This window comes from Arthrobacter sp. 7Tela_A1 (genome assembly GCF_049311065.1).
GTDB lineage: Bacteria > Actinomycetota > Actinomycetes > Actinomycetales > Micrococcaceae > Arthrobacter_B.
The window spans coordinates 69518-85700 of record NZ_JAXIOO010000001.1 but is presented as its reverse complement, the minus strand read 5'-3'; the positions used below and the strand labels follow the sequence as shown (position 1 = coordinate 85700).

Genomic DNA, 16183 nt, shown 5'->3' with positions numbered 1-16183 from the left:
GCTCCTCGGTAGTGCGGTACGTCCAACCTACCGGCGGCCCGGGGCCAGGCGGTAGGCGCCACCCCGGCTGGGGGGCGCTCCCGGTTCAGGTTCGGCGAAGCGCAGCGGCCATGTTTACCGCCGTGAGCACGCATCCTGCCGCCGCGATACAGATGCCGAGCAACCGGGCACCGCCGCCCGGCGCCGCAGCGGCCAGCACTGCATCCACCAGCACCACGGACAGGGCAGCCCCGATGTACTGCGCCGTGCGGTAGAGCCCGCTGGCCACTCCAATGCTGTCTGCGGGTGCCGAGGCCTGCAGCACGGACTGGTTGCCTACATTGTTGAACCCGTTGGGAACGCCCAGGACTGCGGCAACGGCGGCCAGCAGCCACACCGGGGAATCGGTGGTCCACAGAACTGCCACCAGGACCCCGCCCAGGACGAACGCTGTCCCGCCAATGACCAGGAGCCAGCGCGGGCTCAGCCGGCGTCCTGCTGCAGTCGCTGCCATGGTCGAGAGGACACCGGCTCCGAAGACCGGGATCATGAGGGCGCCGGACTCCGCCGGGTTGAGCCCCCGGGCTCCTTCGAACCAGAGGGGCAGTCCATAGAAGACGCAGTAGAACGCGGTGAAGGTCAGCACGGCCCGGGCACAGGTGCGCAGGACGGCAGGTTCGCCGGCGAGCATCCTCACGTCCAGGAACGGCTGGGCGGCGTTCAGCTCCCGCCAGAAAAACAGGGCGCCGAGTCCCAGTGACCCCGCCAACAGGACCCCCGCGGTCCACAGCGATCCATCGAGTTCGAGCAGTCCGGCCATCAGCGCGACGAGGGCCAGCACAAAGAGCAGCAGCCCGGGCACGTCGAGCAGCTGGACTACGGCACGGAAGCTTCGGGGTTCCGGCCGGGGATCAGCCTCAACGGTGCAGAGCACGAGCACGGCGGAAAGCGCGACCAGCGGGATGTTCGCCCAGAAAATTGCCTGCCAGCCTCCGGCTACTATCAGGAACCCGCCTATCGACGGCCCGATAGCGGCCATGGTCTGCCCGCACAGGGCAATGGTTCCGATGCACCGCCGGTTCGACCCGCCCTGCGCTGCCGCGCTCCGGCGGAGCACGGCCATGGCCGCGGGAAAGTGGATTGAGGCCCCGATCCCCATCAGCACCCGCACCGCCACGAGGGCCTGCAAGGTCGGAGCGAACGGTCCCAGCAACGACCCGGCCAGGACAATTCCGAGTCCGGTGAGATACAGCCTCCGGGCGCCGAAGAGATCCACCAGGCGTCCGGCCGTGGGCGAGGCAACCGCGCAGGCGATGTACATGCCTGAGACCAGCCAGGGCAGCGCCGATGGGTCCCCGTAGAACACGCCGATGGACACCACTGCCACGGCGATGATTGAGGAGTTGAAACCCTGCAGGATGGTGCCCGACCCCAGTGCCCATCCGAGCCGGGCAGGCAGTTCGGGGCGGAGGGCAGGCGCAGCCGTGCTGCTCACGGGCGAGGAGTGTTTTCGCCGGCGGGCCCGCCGCCGGCGGCCGCCGCCGATCCGGGCAGGGCGAACACGACGTCGGGATGCACGGCCAGGCGGCCGAGCACGGTTTCGGCCACGTCAGCAAAACACGCCTGGCCCAGCACCCAGCCGAACCAGCTCAAGCCCAGGAAACGGTTTCCGCAGGTCCGGGCATCCGCCACGAGCTGGTCGACGGTATCCTCAAGCAGGCCCTCGTACTCCTCAAACGGCAGGCCCCGGCTGTATAGCGCAAACATATCTTCGGTCTCGAGGGAGAACGGCAAAGCGGTCAACCCGCCCGCGGACCCCTGCAGGGGAACGGGTACCTCGTCCAGCGTCCAGTCGCCAAACCATTCCACGCCTTCGGCGGCGAGCAGCGACGTCGTGCGGGGCGTGGACGTGCGCTCAGGGGAGAACCAGCCCGTGACCTTCCGGCCGGTCGCTTCTTCAACGGCAGCCAGTGACGTGGTGATGTACGCGCGCTCGGCGTCCTCGTCCATCCGCGGGTCAAGGACACTGTTTGCGGCGGCTCCGCGGGCCACGATTTCCCCGGCCCTCATTCCCAGGGCTGCCCCCAGGCCAGGAAGAGCGGCGGCATGCGCATCGAGCGCCACGGCCGCGGCCACGCCGTGCCTTTCCGCGATGTCCAGCAGGCGGAAAATACCGGTAGTCAGTCCGAAGTCCCACTGCGAAAGACGAGCGACCTGGCCCGGCTTTGGTTCACCGGTCTCGCGCCCCACGCCGCCCTGCATGGCAAGCGGCTCGAAGGTTCCCGGGGGCGCAGGGTCCAGGTAGCGGGGTGCATGCAGCAGCAGTGAGACCGTCAATGGCGCCCGGCTGTCCCAGCCGTCCCGTTCGGGCTCGTAGCTGCGGGGAATGTCCGGGGCGTACAGGACGGCGTCGGCCGGGTGGTTCAAAATGGGCATGCCGGGTCAGCTCCTTGCGGGGACGGGAAACTGGGATCCAGCGGAGAGTCCTTCCGCGTAGGCCAGCTGGGCGTCGTAATGGTGTTCGAGGTAGTAGTCGGTGATTTCTCCGGCAGTGGCAAGCCAGACATCATCCTGTCCGCGGAGGAACTCAAAGATGTCCAGCAGGTGCCTCGACTGGTGCGGCTGGCCGGCGACAAACGGGTGTGTCGCGATACAGGCCACCCTGCCGTGCCCGTCCTCGGCGGCATCTCGGACAAGACGGCTGACCTGGGCCTTCGCCAGACGGGCAAAGTACTCACCGGAGTAATGCTTGGCATGCAGCAGGGGCACGTCGTTGAGCATGAAGGAGTACGGGATGGAGACCAGGCGTCCCCCGCCGGATGTACGCAGCGGGCGGGGCTGCTCATCGTGGATCCAGTCGGCGTGATAGCTCATGCCGTATTCGGCCATCAGGTCGCAGGTATTCTCTGTGCCGGAAACCTTTGGTCCCAGCATGCCTTTCAGGGGTTTACCCGTGTACGCAAGGGCCAGGTCCTGGTTCAGTTCGAAGAACTCGCGCTCCTGTTCCACGGAGTAGCCATAGAGCGGCCGGAGATTGTTGATGCCGTGGCTCATCACCTCCCAGCTTCGCTCCAGCATGGCATCCCGGACTTCGGGCAGTTCCTCCAGGACCTGCAGGCTCAGCGAGACGGTGCTCGGGACCGCGAACTCATCCACTGCACGGAGCAGCCGCCAGAACCCTACCCGGTTGCCGTAATCCCGGTGGGTGTAGTGCTGCAGGTCGGGAGTGGAGACCCGCCCCTGCACCGCTCCCGACCCGGGTGGAATGTAGTCGTAGTGCTCCACGTTGGGTGCGTGCCAGACCGCCACGGTCTTCCCGCCCGGCCAGGTGAGCTGCGGCCGGCCCGGCAGCGGAGCATAAACCAGGCGTTCGTCGTGGGGAATCCGGGCACCGGTCATGCCCGGACTGCTTCCGCGCGTTCCGCTGCCAGCTGCCCGAAGCGGTCCAGTGTTTCGGACAGGCCGACGACGTCGCCGAACCGGTCCTGCATGTCCCACAGTGAGACTTCGCCGGAAAGTGTCCGGAAGTCATCAACGCATTCCTCCACGACCGATACCCGGTAGGAGCGGTAGGCGGCATCCATGACCGTCGCACGCACGCACCCGCTGGTGGAGGTCCCGGCGACCACCAGTTCGTCAGTGCCGAGCTCCTCGAGCAGCTCATCCAGCCGTGTCTTGTAAAAAGCTGTGGCGACGGTTTTCTCGACGATGTGGTCTCCGGGACGGGGTTCCACAACCGATGAAATCTCCGTCCAGGGATTGCCGCGCAGGCACCGTTCGGTGAGGGAGGAACGGACCCGCTGCGCCAGCATGCGGTCTTCCAGGTCATCCAGGATCATCTTGATGTAGATCACCGGGATGCCCGCAGCCCGGGCAGCATCCAGCAGGACGGCTGTGTTGCGGAGCGCCGCGGCCGCCGAAGGCCCGCAGCCGGCGTGTTCAACAAACGCCTTCTGGAAGTCGACCACAACAACCGCCGGGCTGGCACCGGGACCAACGCGCGGCCTTTCGGCACGGAGCTGGCGGATGCGGGCCATTTCCTGGTTCCAGTCGAGGCTTTCAGTGCTCATGCTTTGTCCTGTTCTGTGCGGTGCTTGGGGTGAGGCGCGCTGTCGTGCAGTGCTGGAACCGGAGGGCGGCCCGGCGGCTGGAGGAGGGACCGGGCGGCCAGGTACCGTTCAATCCCCGCCGTGGTTTCGACGTCGGCAATCTTTGCCTTGATGTCCACCAGGTTCGACGCATGGATCTCCGGGTGCCGGTCTCCCACCGCGTCTGCGGCGACGATGGGAATGAAACCGTGCTGCAGGGCGTCCAGGGCCGTGGCCCGGATACAGCCGCTTGTGGTCAGCCCGGCTATGAGGACGGTGTCCACGCGCGCGGCGGAAAGCAGTGAGGCCAGCGGCGTGCCGAAGAAGGCACTGGGGTACTGCTTTGTGATGACGGTTTCACCTGTTCCGGGTTCCAGTCCGGGGATGAACTCAGCCCAGGGGCTGCCCTTGGCCCAGACCCGCGTGGCGGGAACTTTCCGGGCGAAGAGTCCGCCGTCGCCGGGGTGTTCATGGAGCACCCGGGTGAGGAAGACAGGGATCTTGTGCCGCCGTGCTGCGGCCAGGAGCCGGTGCATCCCTGTCACGGCATCCTGGACACCGGCATACAGCGGGGACTCTTCCTCGGTGTAGGCAGCCGCGGGATCGACCAGCAGCAGTGCCGGGCGTTCCCCCGGCCCGAGCGTGCCGTCCAGTCCCGCGGCAGCAAAATCTGCGCCAAAGTCCGCCTGCCGGGGGTGCTGGTCCGCGGCCGGTGCCGCCGTCGCGCCGGCCACGGTCTAGCAGCCCACCTGGATGAAGGCCTTTGCTGAAATGGCAGGGGCAATGTGGTCCCTGACGAGGGCAACGTGGGCCGGGTGCACCTGGTAGGAGCGCCAGGCTGCTTCGTCTGCGAAGGATACTTCGAAGCAGATGTCGGCGTTGCCGTCCTTGAGGAACAGGTCCCGGGCAGCGGTCACGGAGACGACGCCGGGGACCTGGTCCCGGAGCGCCCGGAGGCCGGAGAGGATTTCGTCCGCTGTTTCTGCTGTGGTTTCCGGGCGCAGCGTGAGCAGGCCGATGTGTTTGAGGGGCATGTGGGTATCTCCTAGAACTCTTCGAGCAGGCGGCCGAAACCGGTGAGCTGGTCATTAATTCCCTGGCCGCGCAGGGCGTGCCAGACCGTCGCCGCGTTGATCGCGATGACCGGCTTGCCCAGCTCCTTCTCCAGTTCGGCGGCCACCTCCACGGCGCACAGATTGGTCCCTGCCTGCACCAGTGCGTCGACATCCGGACCGTCCACTGACAGGAAGGCTTCACGGACCTGCTCCCGCGTGACGTCGGAAATATTGGTCGCCGAAGTACAGGCGAAGCCATGTACCTTGGCCACTTCGTAGCCCATGTCGGTGAAGTAGGCCCGGACCTGTTCATCGCCGATCGGCTGGTAGGGGGTGATGAAACTGATGCGGCGGGCACCAAACCTGCGCAGGGCTGCGTCACAGGCCGCTGCACCGGTGGAGAGTTCCAGGCCGCCGGCACGTTCCCGGATGCCGGCTTCGAAGGCAGCGGCCCCCTCGGCGCCGCCCCAGAAGGTTTCGGCGGACATACCCATGACGATCCGGTCGGGTTCAGCGGTCATGATGTCGCGCACCGCGTAGTCAGTCTGGGTGCGCAGGTCCTCCAGGAAGTCCACAAAGGACGCGTCGTCCTGGAGTTCGGGCTGGCTGATGAAGATCCGGCTGGTGGCGTAGCTGACGCCGGGCGGGCGCATGAGGTTGTATTCGGCCTCCACGACGGTGTTGGTGGAGGGGACGATCACGCCAAGGACGGCGCGTTCGGAGAGGTATGAAGGCAAGGGATGATCCTTTACGTTGCGGGGCCGGCAGCACCGGCGGCGAGCATGGAGTTCAGCGAGGACCAGGCAAGCTGGCCGGTAGGCACCGGCCACGCCTGTTCTGCCAGGGATTCGTAGGCACCGCGCAGCGCGCTGCCTGCTGCCAGCAGGCCTGTCACCGGGTAGATGACCAGGCCGACGCCGGCTGCTGACAGGTCTGCCAGGGAACCGGCAACCGGTTCCCTCGCTTCGGAACGGTTGAGAACCAGGCGTTTGCCGGTTGCCCGGTGCAGTGCCGCGAGTTCGGCGACCGTCAGGCCGCCCTCGGCAAAGATCAGGTCTGCTCCGGCGGCGGCGTAGGCGCGTGCCCGCTGCAGCACCCCTTGGAAACCTTCTGTCTGGTAGGCATCTGTCCGGGCGATGACCAGCATTTCCCTGCGGGCGGCAACAGCGGCGGCAACCTTCGCGGCGGCTTCCTCGAGCGGCAGGACTGCTGTCCTGCCGGAGGGATCCTTGGGCTGGACCTGGTCCTCGATGGTGATCGCTGCGGCGCCGGCGTGTTCGTACGCCGCAGCGGTGTATGCCGCCTGGCGTGCGTCGCCGTAACCGCCGTCGCCGTCGGCGATCACCGGGAGCCCGGATGCTGCGGCGACCGGAGCCAAGTGGGACAGCATGTCGGCGCGGCCCACATAGCCCTGGTCCTGGCATCCCAGTCCGGCGGCCGCCGCGGCGGCTCCGGAGACAAAGCAGGCACCGAACCCGGCGTCCCGCACCAGGGTTGCGCTGACGGCGTCGTACGCGCCGGGGGCAACAACCGTGCCCGCGGACAGCGCTGCCCAGAGCCGGCGCCCGGCCGGGACCGCTGCGCCCCGCGCCGCAGCGCGCAGTCCGCCCTCGAGCAGGTCGTTGGAGCGCGAGACCGCACTGAGCATGGAGGAGCCGAGCAGGTAACTGCGGGAGAGCTCGCGGTCCGCCGATATGCGGCCCAGCTGGACCGTCCGTTCGTGGCGGAGGGCGGAGTCGGACTCCTGCAGGTCCTTGTAGTTCTGGATGGTGCTCTTTTGCAGGAAGTTTACGGCTGTGCTGCGGCGTGCCTCATCGTAGGCCCTGGCTGCCAGCTCGGGGTCGGCGCCGTCCAGGGCTGCGGCAACCGTCCTGGCAGCGGCAACGGCGTCGTGGATACCGCTGTTCATTCCCATTCCGCCCAGCGGATTGTTCACGTGGGCGCTGTCTCCGGCGAGCAGCACGCGTCCGGCGGCCATGCTGGCCGCAACGCGCTGCTGGACAACGTAGATGTTGGCGTGGTCCAGCGGATACGTACCCTCCTTCGGGGCAATGTTCTGCAGGCGCCGTTCCACGGTTTCGGGGTCGAGTGCCTCGGCGTCGCTCACCGCGGGGCTGACGGGCATCAACACCCGCCAGTGCCGCGGCGTCCGCAGCAGCACGCCCCAGTCCGAGGGATCGGACAGGTAGGCAACCAGCGCGAGGTCCACGAACTGTTCCCCCAATTCGTGCTTCGTCGAGGCAACGAGGAAACGCTCGGGAAGCGTCAGTCCCTCAAACGCGATCCCGAGGGATTTGCGGATGCTGGAGCGGGCCCCGTCCGCGGCAATCAGCCAGTCCGCGATGTAGCTCGGCTCCCGTGCGTCCCCTTCCAGGAAGACCCGGGCCGTGTCCGTGCCGATTTCCACCCGCTGCACGGGCGCGCTGAAGCGCAGGGTCACGTGCGGGTATTCGGCGAGCTTCGCGAGAATGACTTCGGTGAGCTTGTTCTGTTCACACTGCAGGCGGTACGGAAAGCGGGTGTCATCGGAGAGGGCATCAAGGTGCAGATCTGCCAGGACCGCACCCGACTTGTCCCGGTACTGGAAGCGCGGAGCCACCAGGCCGCGCGCCTCGACGTCGGCGAGGATGCCCAGGTCCGCCAGCATTTCCAGGCTCGGCGGGTGGAACGTGGAGGCACGTGACTCTTCGGCCAGTTCCGCACCGGCCTCCAGCACCGTCACGGGGATGCCGCGCCGGGCCAGGGCCAGGGCGGCGACCATGCCGGTAGGACCCATGCCGGCTACCAGGACGGGCACCCGGGTGCCGGCCGGGCCGTCCGGGGTAAGTGCTGTGCTCATCGTGCTGCCACCTCCTGGGCGCGGACGAAGGGTTGATAGAGGAACGGCTGCCGGGTGGCGACGGGGTCCAGGTGGAATCCCTGAACTTTGGAATGGGAACCGCGGAGGTCCAGCTCCACCTTCATCTGTTCCTCGAACCCGCCGCGGCAGGTCCAGGCAGTGGGGTAGCGCATCAGGGCGATCGGCTGCCCGGGAACGAATTCATCGGCCTCCACCACTTGGCTGCCCACGCTGCCGGCGGAGTCGAGGCGGGCCGAGGAGATCAGGTGCACACGGTTTTCTTCGGTCCGCTGGACTGCTGCGCAGGTAGCGGCCTCGGGCCGGTCCCAGCCCGTGGGGTGCACGATCAGTTCGGCTCCGCGGACGGTCAGCACGCGGGCCACTTCGGGGAACCAGACTTCGCTTCCGGTCATGAAGCCGATTCGGCCCAGTGCCGTCTGGGCCACGGTGAGGTCGTCTCCGGGGGTTGCCCACCCTTCAGCCGGTTCAAGGTGCGTCTTGCGGTAGCGCGCGGAGGTTCCGCCGTCGGGGCCGACCAGCCAGGTGGTGTTGAAGTAGGCACCGCCGCCGTCCTCGACCAGGTTTACGGCCACATGCATCCGGGCGGCCGTTGCAGCGGCACGGATCCTGTCCAGGACTTCGGCGCTGAACGCGGCGGCGTCAGCCGGATCGGCGGCGACCTCGCCTGGACGGAAGCAGAAGAGTTCGGGCAGCACGCCCAGGGCTATGGCACGGGAACCGGCGTATTCGATCTGGCCCAGGGCCCGGGTGACGGTCCAGTCGCGGTTGTGGAACCAGGAAACCTGCAGCGGCGCAACGGTGATCAGTGTGGAGGGTGTTTCACCCGCCGGTCCGTACATGGCCGCCACGGGCAGCTCCTGGACCGGAAGTGCCAGATCGCCGTAGAGATCGGGCCTCCGGGCGGCGAACACGTCGCCGCGCAGCGGGTCCGTCTTCTGGTCAGCGGCAGCCGGGTCCAGGTCTGCCCAGACCAGCTCCTCCTCAGATTCCCCGGCGGCGGCAAGGACCACTCCGTCCGGTGAGACGATCTGCGAGCCGCCCATCCACGGGTACGCGTCCGCCGGGCCGCCAACGGTATTGGAGGAGACATGCCAGACCCGGTTTTCCATGGCCCGCTGCGGAACGTGCAGCCGGTGCTCATCCGGCCCCCGGCTGTTCAACGAGTTCAGGAACACCTGCGCGCCGTCCAGACCGAGCAGGCGCGGCACTTCGGGGACAATTCCGTCGGCGCACATCAGCAGGCCAAGCCGTCCCAGCGGCGTCTCGACGGCCGTAATGGGCTCCGTACCGGGGGTGAAGAGCGTGTATTCGTAGTCCCAGAAAATGTGCTTGCGGTGCACGGCAGCGATTTCACCGGCGTCGTTGATCAGCACCTGGCCGATGAACACGTCAGGGCAGTCCTCGCCCCTCAGGTCCACACCGACTGCCAGCCACAGGCCGAGTTCCGCACAGGCGGCGCGGAGGCCTGTGACGAAATCGCCGTCGAGGTCTTCGGACAGCTCCCAGGCCGCTTCGCGTGTCGTGAAGTCGCGGACCCGGTTGGAGTTCTCCGGCATCACAAGCAGCTGGACGCCGGCATCGGCTGCCCGGCGCATCCAGTTGATGCACATCTGCAGGTTGGCCGCTGTATCCGGGCCGGAGAAGAACTGGGCGGTACCAAAGCGAACGATCGCCACGGAACTTCCTTTCGTTGCCGTTCTCGCTTCATCTGGACAGTTCCATATGATGAGAATGGATTCCTAGTAACTGGGAATAACGCTAGCCAGCAAAGAAAACACAGTCAACGCAGAATCCGGGGCGAAACAAGCATTTAACAATTGCTGGGACCTAAATTCCCATAGGATGGCAACCCATGGCCGCAAAACCCTGCGCCTGACAACTGCTCCATCGCATATCCACGAGGACAAGGGATGACCCCGAACACCGCACGAACCAAAGGCACCAGCGGCGCCGAAACCGGACGCAAGCTGCTCAACGTCCTGGGCCTGTTCACGGGCGCACGCCCTGCCTGGACGGTCGCCGAACTCGCCCGGGAACTGGGCCTGACGACGTCGACGGCATACCGCTACGTCGGCCTGCTCCGTGAGGAAGGGTTCCTGGAACCTGCCACAGACAACGCGTACCGTGTCACTGCCCGGGTGCTGGACCTCGCCGGCGCGCACACCGCCAGCCGGACCGACATCGTGGATATCGCGGTGCCGGTCATGACCCGGCTGCGGGATGAGATCGGGGAAACCGTACTCATCGCGCGCCGGGCCGGGGACTTCGCCTACTGCGTTGAGCGGGTCGAGTCCGAACAGGCCGTGCGCCTGCAGTTCCGCCGCGGGCAGGCAATGTCCCTGCATTCCGGGTCCATCCCCCGGACGCTGCTGGCCTACATGCCGCCCCGCGAGCGTGAAAGGTACGTGGCATCGGTGGAAGGCCAGCTGAATTCGGAGGCGCACCGCCGGCTGCTTTCCGCCGAGGCACTGGATGAGCTGGCCCGGGCAGGACATACCGAGAGCTTCGAGGAGATCGATCCAGAGATTTGGGGGTGCGCCGCTGCCGTGCATGCTCCGGGCGGAGAGGTCCTGGCCCTGGGCACCGCCGGGCCGACCTACCGGCTTTCGGCCGAGAGCCGGCGCAGGATCCAGTCCCTGATTACCGGGGCTGCCCGGCAGATCACTGACGCCCTCGCCGTCGCCGGCTGAACCGCCGCCCCCCCCCCCCCCCCCCCCCCCCCCCCCCCGCACCCGGGGGGGGCGGGGACTGCGACCGCGGAGCTCAGCTCAGCTCAGCTCAGCTCAGCTCAGGATCGTGCCTGGATTTCGGGCTTCCCGGTGTGAGCGCATCGCGCAGCGAATCCCCGAAGGTGTTGAAGGCCAGCAGGATGACCATGAGCACGGCCCCGGGTGCGATGGCCGCCCAGGGGGCCAGGCGAAGATCGTTCTGCCCGTCCGCGAGCATGGAGCCCAGGGTGAACTCCGGCGGCTGCACGCCCAGCCCGAGCAGGGAGAGGCCTGATTCTGCGAGGGTCAGGATGCCCGCCATGTTGGTCCACAGGACCACCACGGGGCTGATGACGGACGGCAGGACGTGGCGGAACATGATCCGCGGCGCCGAGGCACCGTAAGTGCGGGCCGCAACCACATAGTCCACGCGGCGCACCTGTGACACCGTGGAGACAATCACCCTGGAGAAGGTGGTCCAGCCCCAGTAGCCCAGGAACACGATCAGCATCATGGCACCGGATCCGACGACGGCAGAGAGCGCAATGCCGACGGCCGCGAAAGGCAGGGCGAGCTGCACGTCGGCGAGGCGGAGCAGCACCGTGCCGAGCACCTTTTCGTAGTACCCGGCGAGCACGCCGAGCAGCAGCCCCAGGCAGGCGGCGATGGTGGCCGCCGCGAGCCCGATGACCAGCGAGAGCCGGAGCCCGAACAGCAGGCGCGAGGCGATGTCACGTCCCAGCGCATCGGTGCCCAGCAGGTGCCCCTCAGGCCCGCCCATCCACGACGGCGCCAGGTTGATCCTCAGCAGGTCCTGCTCGCGGGGGTCAAACGGCGCCAGGATGTCGGCGAAGACCGCGCAGCAGGCGAGCAGCAGCAGCGCGCCTCCTGATATTCGCGCCGCCCAGCCGGAAAACACCGCCGCGGAGACTTCTGCGAACCGGGGCGGCGCCTTGCGCCTGGCCGGGCCGGCAGCTGCCGCAACGGACGGGACAGCGGGAGGGGTCAGGACTGTCATTTCGCGACCTTCGTTCGAAGTCGGGGATCAATCAGCGTGACGATCGCATCGATGGCCAGGTTGATCACGGTTATCAGCAGTGCGATGGCGAAAACGCCGGCCTGCACCACCGGAAAGTCACGGGTGGTGACACTGCGGACCAGCAGGGCGCCCAGCCCGCTGTAGTTGAAGATCGGCTCGAGCACCACCAGGGAGCCGAAGGAGATGGAGAAGAGCAGGCCCACGAAGGAGATCAGGGGCGGCAGCGCAGTCGGCAGGGCGTGCCGGAACAGCACCGACGCCGGGGAAATGCCCTTGGAACGCGCCATCTGGATGTGTCCCTCGCCGAGGACATCGAGGAACTGGCCGCGGACCAGGCGGGAGAGGGTGGCGACTGAGCTGAGCGCCAGCACCGCAATCGGCAGGATGGTGTGTTCGAAGGTACCGCTTCCCGTCGCCGGCAGCAGGCGCCAGGAGAGAGCGAAGAGCAGCACCAGCAGCAGGGCCAGGAAGAAGTAGGGAATTCCGTCCAGCAGGAACGCCACGGACATCAGTACCCGGGAACGGGCCTTCGACCGGTTCAGTGCCGCATAGATTCCGACGACGAATGCCGCTGCGACGCCGATGAGCAGGCCGGGCAGCAGTACCTGCAGGGTCAGGGCCATGCGCTCTGCCACCAGCGTGAAGGCGTCCAGGCCAAAGGTGTAGGACATGCCGAAGTCCAGTTTCAGGGCACCGGCCAGGGCGGAAAAATACTGCTCGGCCAGGGGCCTGTCCAGGCCGAAGCGTTCCCGGGTGAGCTGGATCTGGTCCTCGGTGGCGTCAGGTTCGGAAAACAGGACAGCGGGATCGCCTGACAGCCGGGCCATGACGAACAGGAAGGAGACCACGCCCCACAGCACAAACGCCAGCAGGCCCAGCCGTTTGAGCACGTAGACCGCAATCCCGCGGACCTTTCCGGCAGCGGCACGGGTTGCCGGCGCACCCGCGGGGGCCAGGACAGCCGCGCTCACTGCTGGCCTGCTCCCCCGGCGCGAGCCGCAGCGATGAGCCGGCTGGTAAAGGCCTTTCCGGCCTCTTCCAGCTCGGCCTGCAGTTCAGCTCCGGGCAGGGCGGCGTCAATGTCTTCCCGCCGCAGTCCGGTAAGTCCGGCGAGCAGTGTTTCCGTGACCGCCTGCCGGTCACGCAGCACGGAGATCTCCGAGGCCAGCTCGAGGATCATGCCCATCACGGCATCCATGTCCTGCGCCGGGTCCAGATACTTGGCATTCTCAACGGCGAAACCGGGCATTTACTTTCCTCCTGTGGTTGCGGGAACAGTTTCCCGGCGGACGGCGTGGCTGTCCCCGGAGTGTCCTTGGATGTGGGCCAGCGGGTGCGGGATGACCGGCACGGCACGTTCTGTCCCAGGGACGGCCAGTTCCCCGGCGCGGTGGCAGGCAACCATGCGTCCGGCTCCGTCATTTGTCAGCACTGGCCGGGAAATCCGGCACAGGTCGGTCGCGAGCGGGCAGCGCGTGCTGAACGCACAGCCCGAGGGCACCTGTGACGGAGAGGGAATGTCCCCCTGCGGAACCAGCCGGTGTTCCGGGGCCCGGCCCATGGACACGAGCGAGACGGTGTACGGGTGGCGCGGATCGCCGAAGACCTGTTCCGCCGTGCCGTATTCGACGACGCGGCCTAGGTACAGCACCAGGACGTTGTGGCTGATGTAGCGCACCAGCTCCAGGTCGTGGCTGATGAACAGGTAGGAGATCCCCCGCTCCAGCTGGATGTCGCGCAGCAGGTTGACCACTTGGGCCTGCACCGAGACGTCCAGGGCCGCCGTGGGCTCATCGGCGACGATCAGGGACGGTTCCAGCATCAGGGCGCGCAGCACTCCCACACGCTGACGCTGTCCGCCGGAGAGCTGGCGCGGATAGCGCAGGGACCAGGCCGGGTCGATTCCCACGCTCTCGAGGGCCTCCTCGACCTTCGCTGCACGGGTGCGTGAAGTGCCTACCCGGTGCACCTCCAGCGGTTCGGCAAGTGATTCGCCGAGCCGCCGTGAGGGGTTCAGTGCCGTACTGGCATTTTGGAAAATCATCGACGAGCGGCGGCGGAGGTGGCGGGTCAGCCGGCTGCCCCGCAGCCGGGTCACATCTTCCCCTTCGAAGTAGATGCGGCCCGCGGTGGGATCGTAGAGCCGCAGGGCGGTGCGGCCCAGCGTCGTCTTGCCGGAGCCGGATTCGCCGACAACGCCGACCGTCTGGCCCGAATGCACGGAGAGTGACACGTCGTCGACGGCAACTACCTTGCTGCCCTTGGCTCCCTTGAAGTGCTGTTCAAGGGACATGATCTGCAGTACCGGGTCGGTCGCCTGGGCAGTGGTCATGGGGTGCCTTTCTGGGCGGCGGCAGGGGTCGATGCTTGCTGGACGCGGATGCACGCGGTGCGGTGATCCGGAAGGTGCGGGGCCAGGAGCCGCGGCACGGCGTCCGAGCACTCGGGCGCAGCAGAAGCGCACCGCGGGGCGAAAGCGCATCCTGGAGGAAGGTCATCCAGCGCCGGAGGCCGGCCCGGGATGGTGAGCAGCCGCCCCTTGCCCTGCCGCTTGGGCTGGGCCTGCAGCAAGGACCAGGTGTAGGGGTGCTGCGGGTTGCCCATGACCTGCTTCATCGGCCCCTGCTCCATGACCGTGCCGCCGTACATCACCACGAGGTGATCCGCGAGACCGTCAATCACGTCGAGGTCGTGGGTGGCAATCACGATCGTCAGTCCCATTTCAACATTCAGTTCGCGCAGGAGCTCCAGGATTTGTTCCTGCGTTGTGACATCCAGTGCCGTGGTGGGTTCGTCGCACAGCAGGACCTGCGGCTTGGCGACTAGTGCCATGGCGATCACGATGCGCTGCAGCTGGCCTCCGGAGACCTGATGCGGGTAGGAACGCATCCTCGCTTCCGGATCCGGGATCCCCACCCGGGACAGCATGGCGACGGCGAGTTCCCGGGCAGCGGCCTTGGACAGGCCGGGATCGGCCGAGCGGGCGGATTCCACCAGCTGGGAACCGATTGAATGCATGGCGTGCAGCGCACTCCACGGGTCCTGGAAAACCACCCGGGCATAGCTGGCCCGGAAGCCACGCATCCGGCCGGCGTCCATCGCCGTGACTTCGTGGGGGCCGACCACCAGCTCCCCGCCGACCCGTGCACCCCACGGAAGCAGGCGGACCATCGCAAGCATGGCCGTCGACTTGCCGGAACCGGATTCACCGGCCAGGGCCACGATCTTGCCCGCAGGAACGTCAATGGTGACGTTCCGCAGAATCTGCAGCTCGCCGTCCGCGGTGGGAAGGTGGACGCTCACACCGCGAAGGGAGATGCCGTTCCCGCGCTCGGGCACCGGCGCCGTTTTCAGGGGTCGGACCCCGGCCGTGGTGCTCATGCCGTTTCCAGCGGCTTGCGTGCCGTGAGAATCCAAGGGTAGACACCGCCGCCGGGCAGCCCGCCTTCGCGTACTTCAGTGAATCCGGCGGCCTCTGCCAGGGCAGTCAGTTCAGCCGTCGCGGCCGTCCGCCACCACGGCTCGTTGCCGTGCTCGGCGTCCCAATCGTCATTCCATGCCTTGTACGGATCACAGGCGCGGTAGGGCGTTACATCGGAGAAATGGATCTCCCCTCCCGGTTCCAGCAGCCTGAAGGACTCGGCCAGGATGGCACGGGTGATGTGGGGCGGCACCTCGTGCAGGAGGATAAAGGAGGTGACCAGATCGAACGAAGCGTCGGGAAGCCCTGTCCTCTCGGCCAGGGAGCGCACGCAGCGCCAGTCAAGGCCGGCGTCGAGTGAGCGGCGCTTGGCGTAATTCAACGAGGTGCGGGACGGGTCAAGGGCGGTGATCTGCGCCTCCGGGTACACCTCGGCAAGCATCATCGTGTACTGCCCCGTACCGGCCCCGAGGTCGAGGATCCGCTGGTAATCCCCGCGGGGTGCGGCCGCGGCAACCTGCTTGCGCAGGGCGAAGATGCCGTTGCCGTAGGCCGCCATCAGAAGGTACTTGTAGACGAGTTCGAAGTGGATGAACCCCATGTGTCCGTGTCCGTCCCACCCGCCGGCTGTGCCGTGGAATTCGTAGTCCCAGTAGCGCGGAACTTCCGGACCGAGGAGGTCCTCCACCATATGGTCCGGAACAGAGGCGAGGGGCTCCAGCTCGTCCCGGCACCGTTCGAACGCTGCCACGGCGCGTGGAGTGGTCTGATCCCGGCACCAGCGCAGCACTGATCCGACCACGCGGTGTTCCGGCAGGTTCGCCACGATTGGTTCGGCTTCCCTGCGCAGCGCCGATATGTCCTGGACGGTGTCCCCGGCCAGGACACCGGCCGACTCAAGGGCGGCGCGGATGTCCTGGCGCAGGGGCGTCAGGCCTCCCCGCATCTGCCGGAGAAACGCCAGTTCGGAACGGCCGCGCTGGTCAATGTGGATCTGGGCCTCGGCCGTGGCTGGTGCAGCTGCCATGGGGAT

16 protein-coding genes are annotated in these 16183 nt (G+C 67.2%); 1 reads left to right on the top strand and 15 read right to left on the bottom strand.

Going from position 1 to position 16183, the window contains the following annotated elements:
• Nucleotides 1-85: 85 nt before the first annotated feature.
• From TVB01_RS00410 to TVB01_RS00370, 9 genes are read right to left on the bottom strand one after another with little or no spacing between them, the layout of a single operon-like run.
• Nucleotides 86-1474 carry an MFS transporter gene (locus TVB01_RS00410; protein WP_422453227.1) on the bottom strand — a complete coding sequence of 463 codons (1389 nt, stop codon included), beginning with the start codon at nucleotides 1472-1474 and terminating at the stop codon, nucleotides 86-88.
• Complete coding sequence (locus TVB01_RS00405; protein ID WP_422453226.1) at nucleotides 1471-2415, bottom strand: hypothetical protein; 945 nt, start codon at nucleotides 2413-2415, stop codon at nucleotides 1471-1473. The genes TVB01_RS00410 and TVB01_RS00405 overlap by 4 nt, the downstream gene beginning before the upstream one ends.
• Nucleotides 2416-2421: 6 nt before the next feature.
• Nucleotides 2422-3378 (bottom strand): hypothetical protein, encoded by a 957-nt coding sequence (locus TVB01_RS00400; RefSeq protein ID WP_422453225.1) that lies wholly within the window; start codon nucleotides 3376-3378, stop codon nucleotides 2422-2424.
• Entirely contained in the window at nucleotides 3375-4049 is a 675-nt protein-coding gene (locus tag TVB01_RS00395) for a cysteine hydrolase family protein (protein ID WP_422453223.1), read from the bottom strand. The genes TVB01_RS00400 and TVB01_RS00395 overlap by 4 nt, the downstream gene beginning before the upstream one ends.
• Complete coding sequence (locus TVB01_RS00390; RefSeq protein WP_422453221.1) at nucleotides 4046-4801, bottom strand: isochorismatase family protein; 756 nt, start codon at nucleotides 4799-4801, stop codon at nucleotides 4046-4048. Before TVB01_RS00390 ends, TVB01_RS00395 begins: the two co-directional genes overlap by 4 nt.
• Before the next feature lie 3 nt (nucleotides 4802-4804).
• Nucleotides 4805-5101 carry a Dabb family protein gene (locus tag TVB01_RS00385; protein ID WP_422453220.1) on the bottom strand — a complete coding sequence of 99 codons (297 nt, stop codon included), beginning with the start codon at nucleotides 5099-5101 and terminating at the stop codon, nucleotides 4805-4807.
• 11 nt (nucleotides 5102-5112) lie between these two features.
• A complete protein-coding gene (locus TVB01_RS00380; protein ID WP_422453218.1) occupies nucleotides 5113-5859 on the bottom strand; it encodes a maleate cis-trans isomerase family protein in 747 nt (248 codons plus the stop codon).
• 11 nt (nucleotides 5860-5870) lie between these two features.
• On the bottom strand, nucleotides 5871-7961 hold the full coding sequence (locus TVB01_RS00375) for an FAD-dependent monooxygenase (protein ID WP_422453216.1): 2091 nt from the start codon (nucleotides 7959-7961) through the stop codon (nucleotides 5871-5873).
• Nucleotides 7958-9658 (bottom strand): nitrilase-related carbon-nitrogen hydrolase, encoded by a 1701-nt coding sequence (locus tag TVB01_RS00370; RefSeq protein ID WP_422453214.1) that lies wholly within the window; start codon nucleotides 9656-9658, stop codon nucleotides 7958-7960. Before TVB01_RS00370 ends, TVB01_RS00375 begins: the two co-directional genes overlap by 4 nt.
• Nucleotides 9659-9892: 234 nt before the next feature.
• On the opposite strand from TVB01_RS00370, the gene TVB01_RS00365 reads away from it, so the two are divergent.
• The gene (locus tag TVB01_RS00365; RefSeq protein ID WP_422453213.1) at nucleotides 9893-10672 is read left to right on the top strand and encodes an IclR family transcriptional regulator; all 780 of its coding nucleotides are present in this window, start codon (nucleotides 9893-9895) and stop codon (nucleotides 10670-10672) included.
• Nucleotides 10673-10760: 88 nt separating this feature from the next.
• Here TVB01_RS00365 and TVB01_RS00360 read toward each other — a convergent pair whose 3' ends face one another.
• From TVB01_RS00360 to TVB01_RS00335, 6 genes are read right to left on the bottom strand one after another with little or no spacing between them, the layout of a single operon-like run.
• Nucleotides 10761-11708: an ABC transporter permease gene (locus tag TVB01_RS00360; RefSeq protein ID WP_422453212.1), complete on the bottom strand. Its 948-nt coding sequence runs from the start codon at nucleotides 11706-11708 to the stop codon at nucleotides 10761-10763.
• Nucleotides 11705-12700, bottom strand: a complete 996-nt coding sequence (locus TVB01_RS00355; RefSeq protein ID WP_422453210.1) for an ABC transporter permease — start codon at nucleotides 12698-12700, stop codon at nucleotides 11705-11707. Before TVB01_RS00355 ends, TVB01_RS00360 begins: the two co-directional genes overlap by 4 nt.
• Complete coding sequence (locus TVB01_RS00350; protein WP_422453209.1) at nucleotides 12697-12978, bottom strand: hypothetical protein; 282 nt, start codon at nucleotides 12976-12978, stop codon at nucleotides 12697-12699. Before TVB01_RS00350 ends, TVB01_RS00355 begins: the two co-directional genes overlap by 4 nt.
• Entirely contained in the window at nucleotides 12979-14061 is a 1083-nt protein-coding gene (locus tag TVB01_RS00345; RefSeq protein ID WP_422453207.1) for an ABC transporter ATP-binding protein, read from the bottom strand.
• The gene (locus tag TVB01_RS00340) at nucleotides 14058-15110 is read right to left on the bottom strand and encodes an ABC transporter ATP-binding protein (RefSeq protein WP_422453206.1); all 1053 of its coding nucleotides are present in this window, start codon (nucleotides 15108-15110) and stop codon (nucleotides 14058-14060) included. The genes TVB01_RS00345 and TVB01_RS00340 overlap by 4 nt, the downstream gene beginning before the upstream one ends.
• Nucleotides 15107-16177, bottom strand: coding sequence for a class I SAM-dependent methyltransferase (locus TVB01_RS00335; protein WP_422453205.1), 1071 nt, complete (start codon nucleotides 16175-16177; stop codon nucleotides 15107-15109). Before TVB01_RS00335 ends, TVB01_RS00340 begins: the two co-directional genes overlap by 4 nt.
• Between the last annotated feature and the right edge of the window lie 6 nt (nucleotides 16178-16183).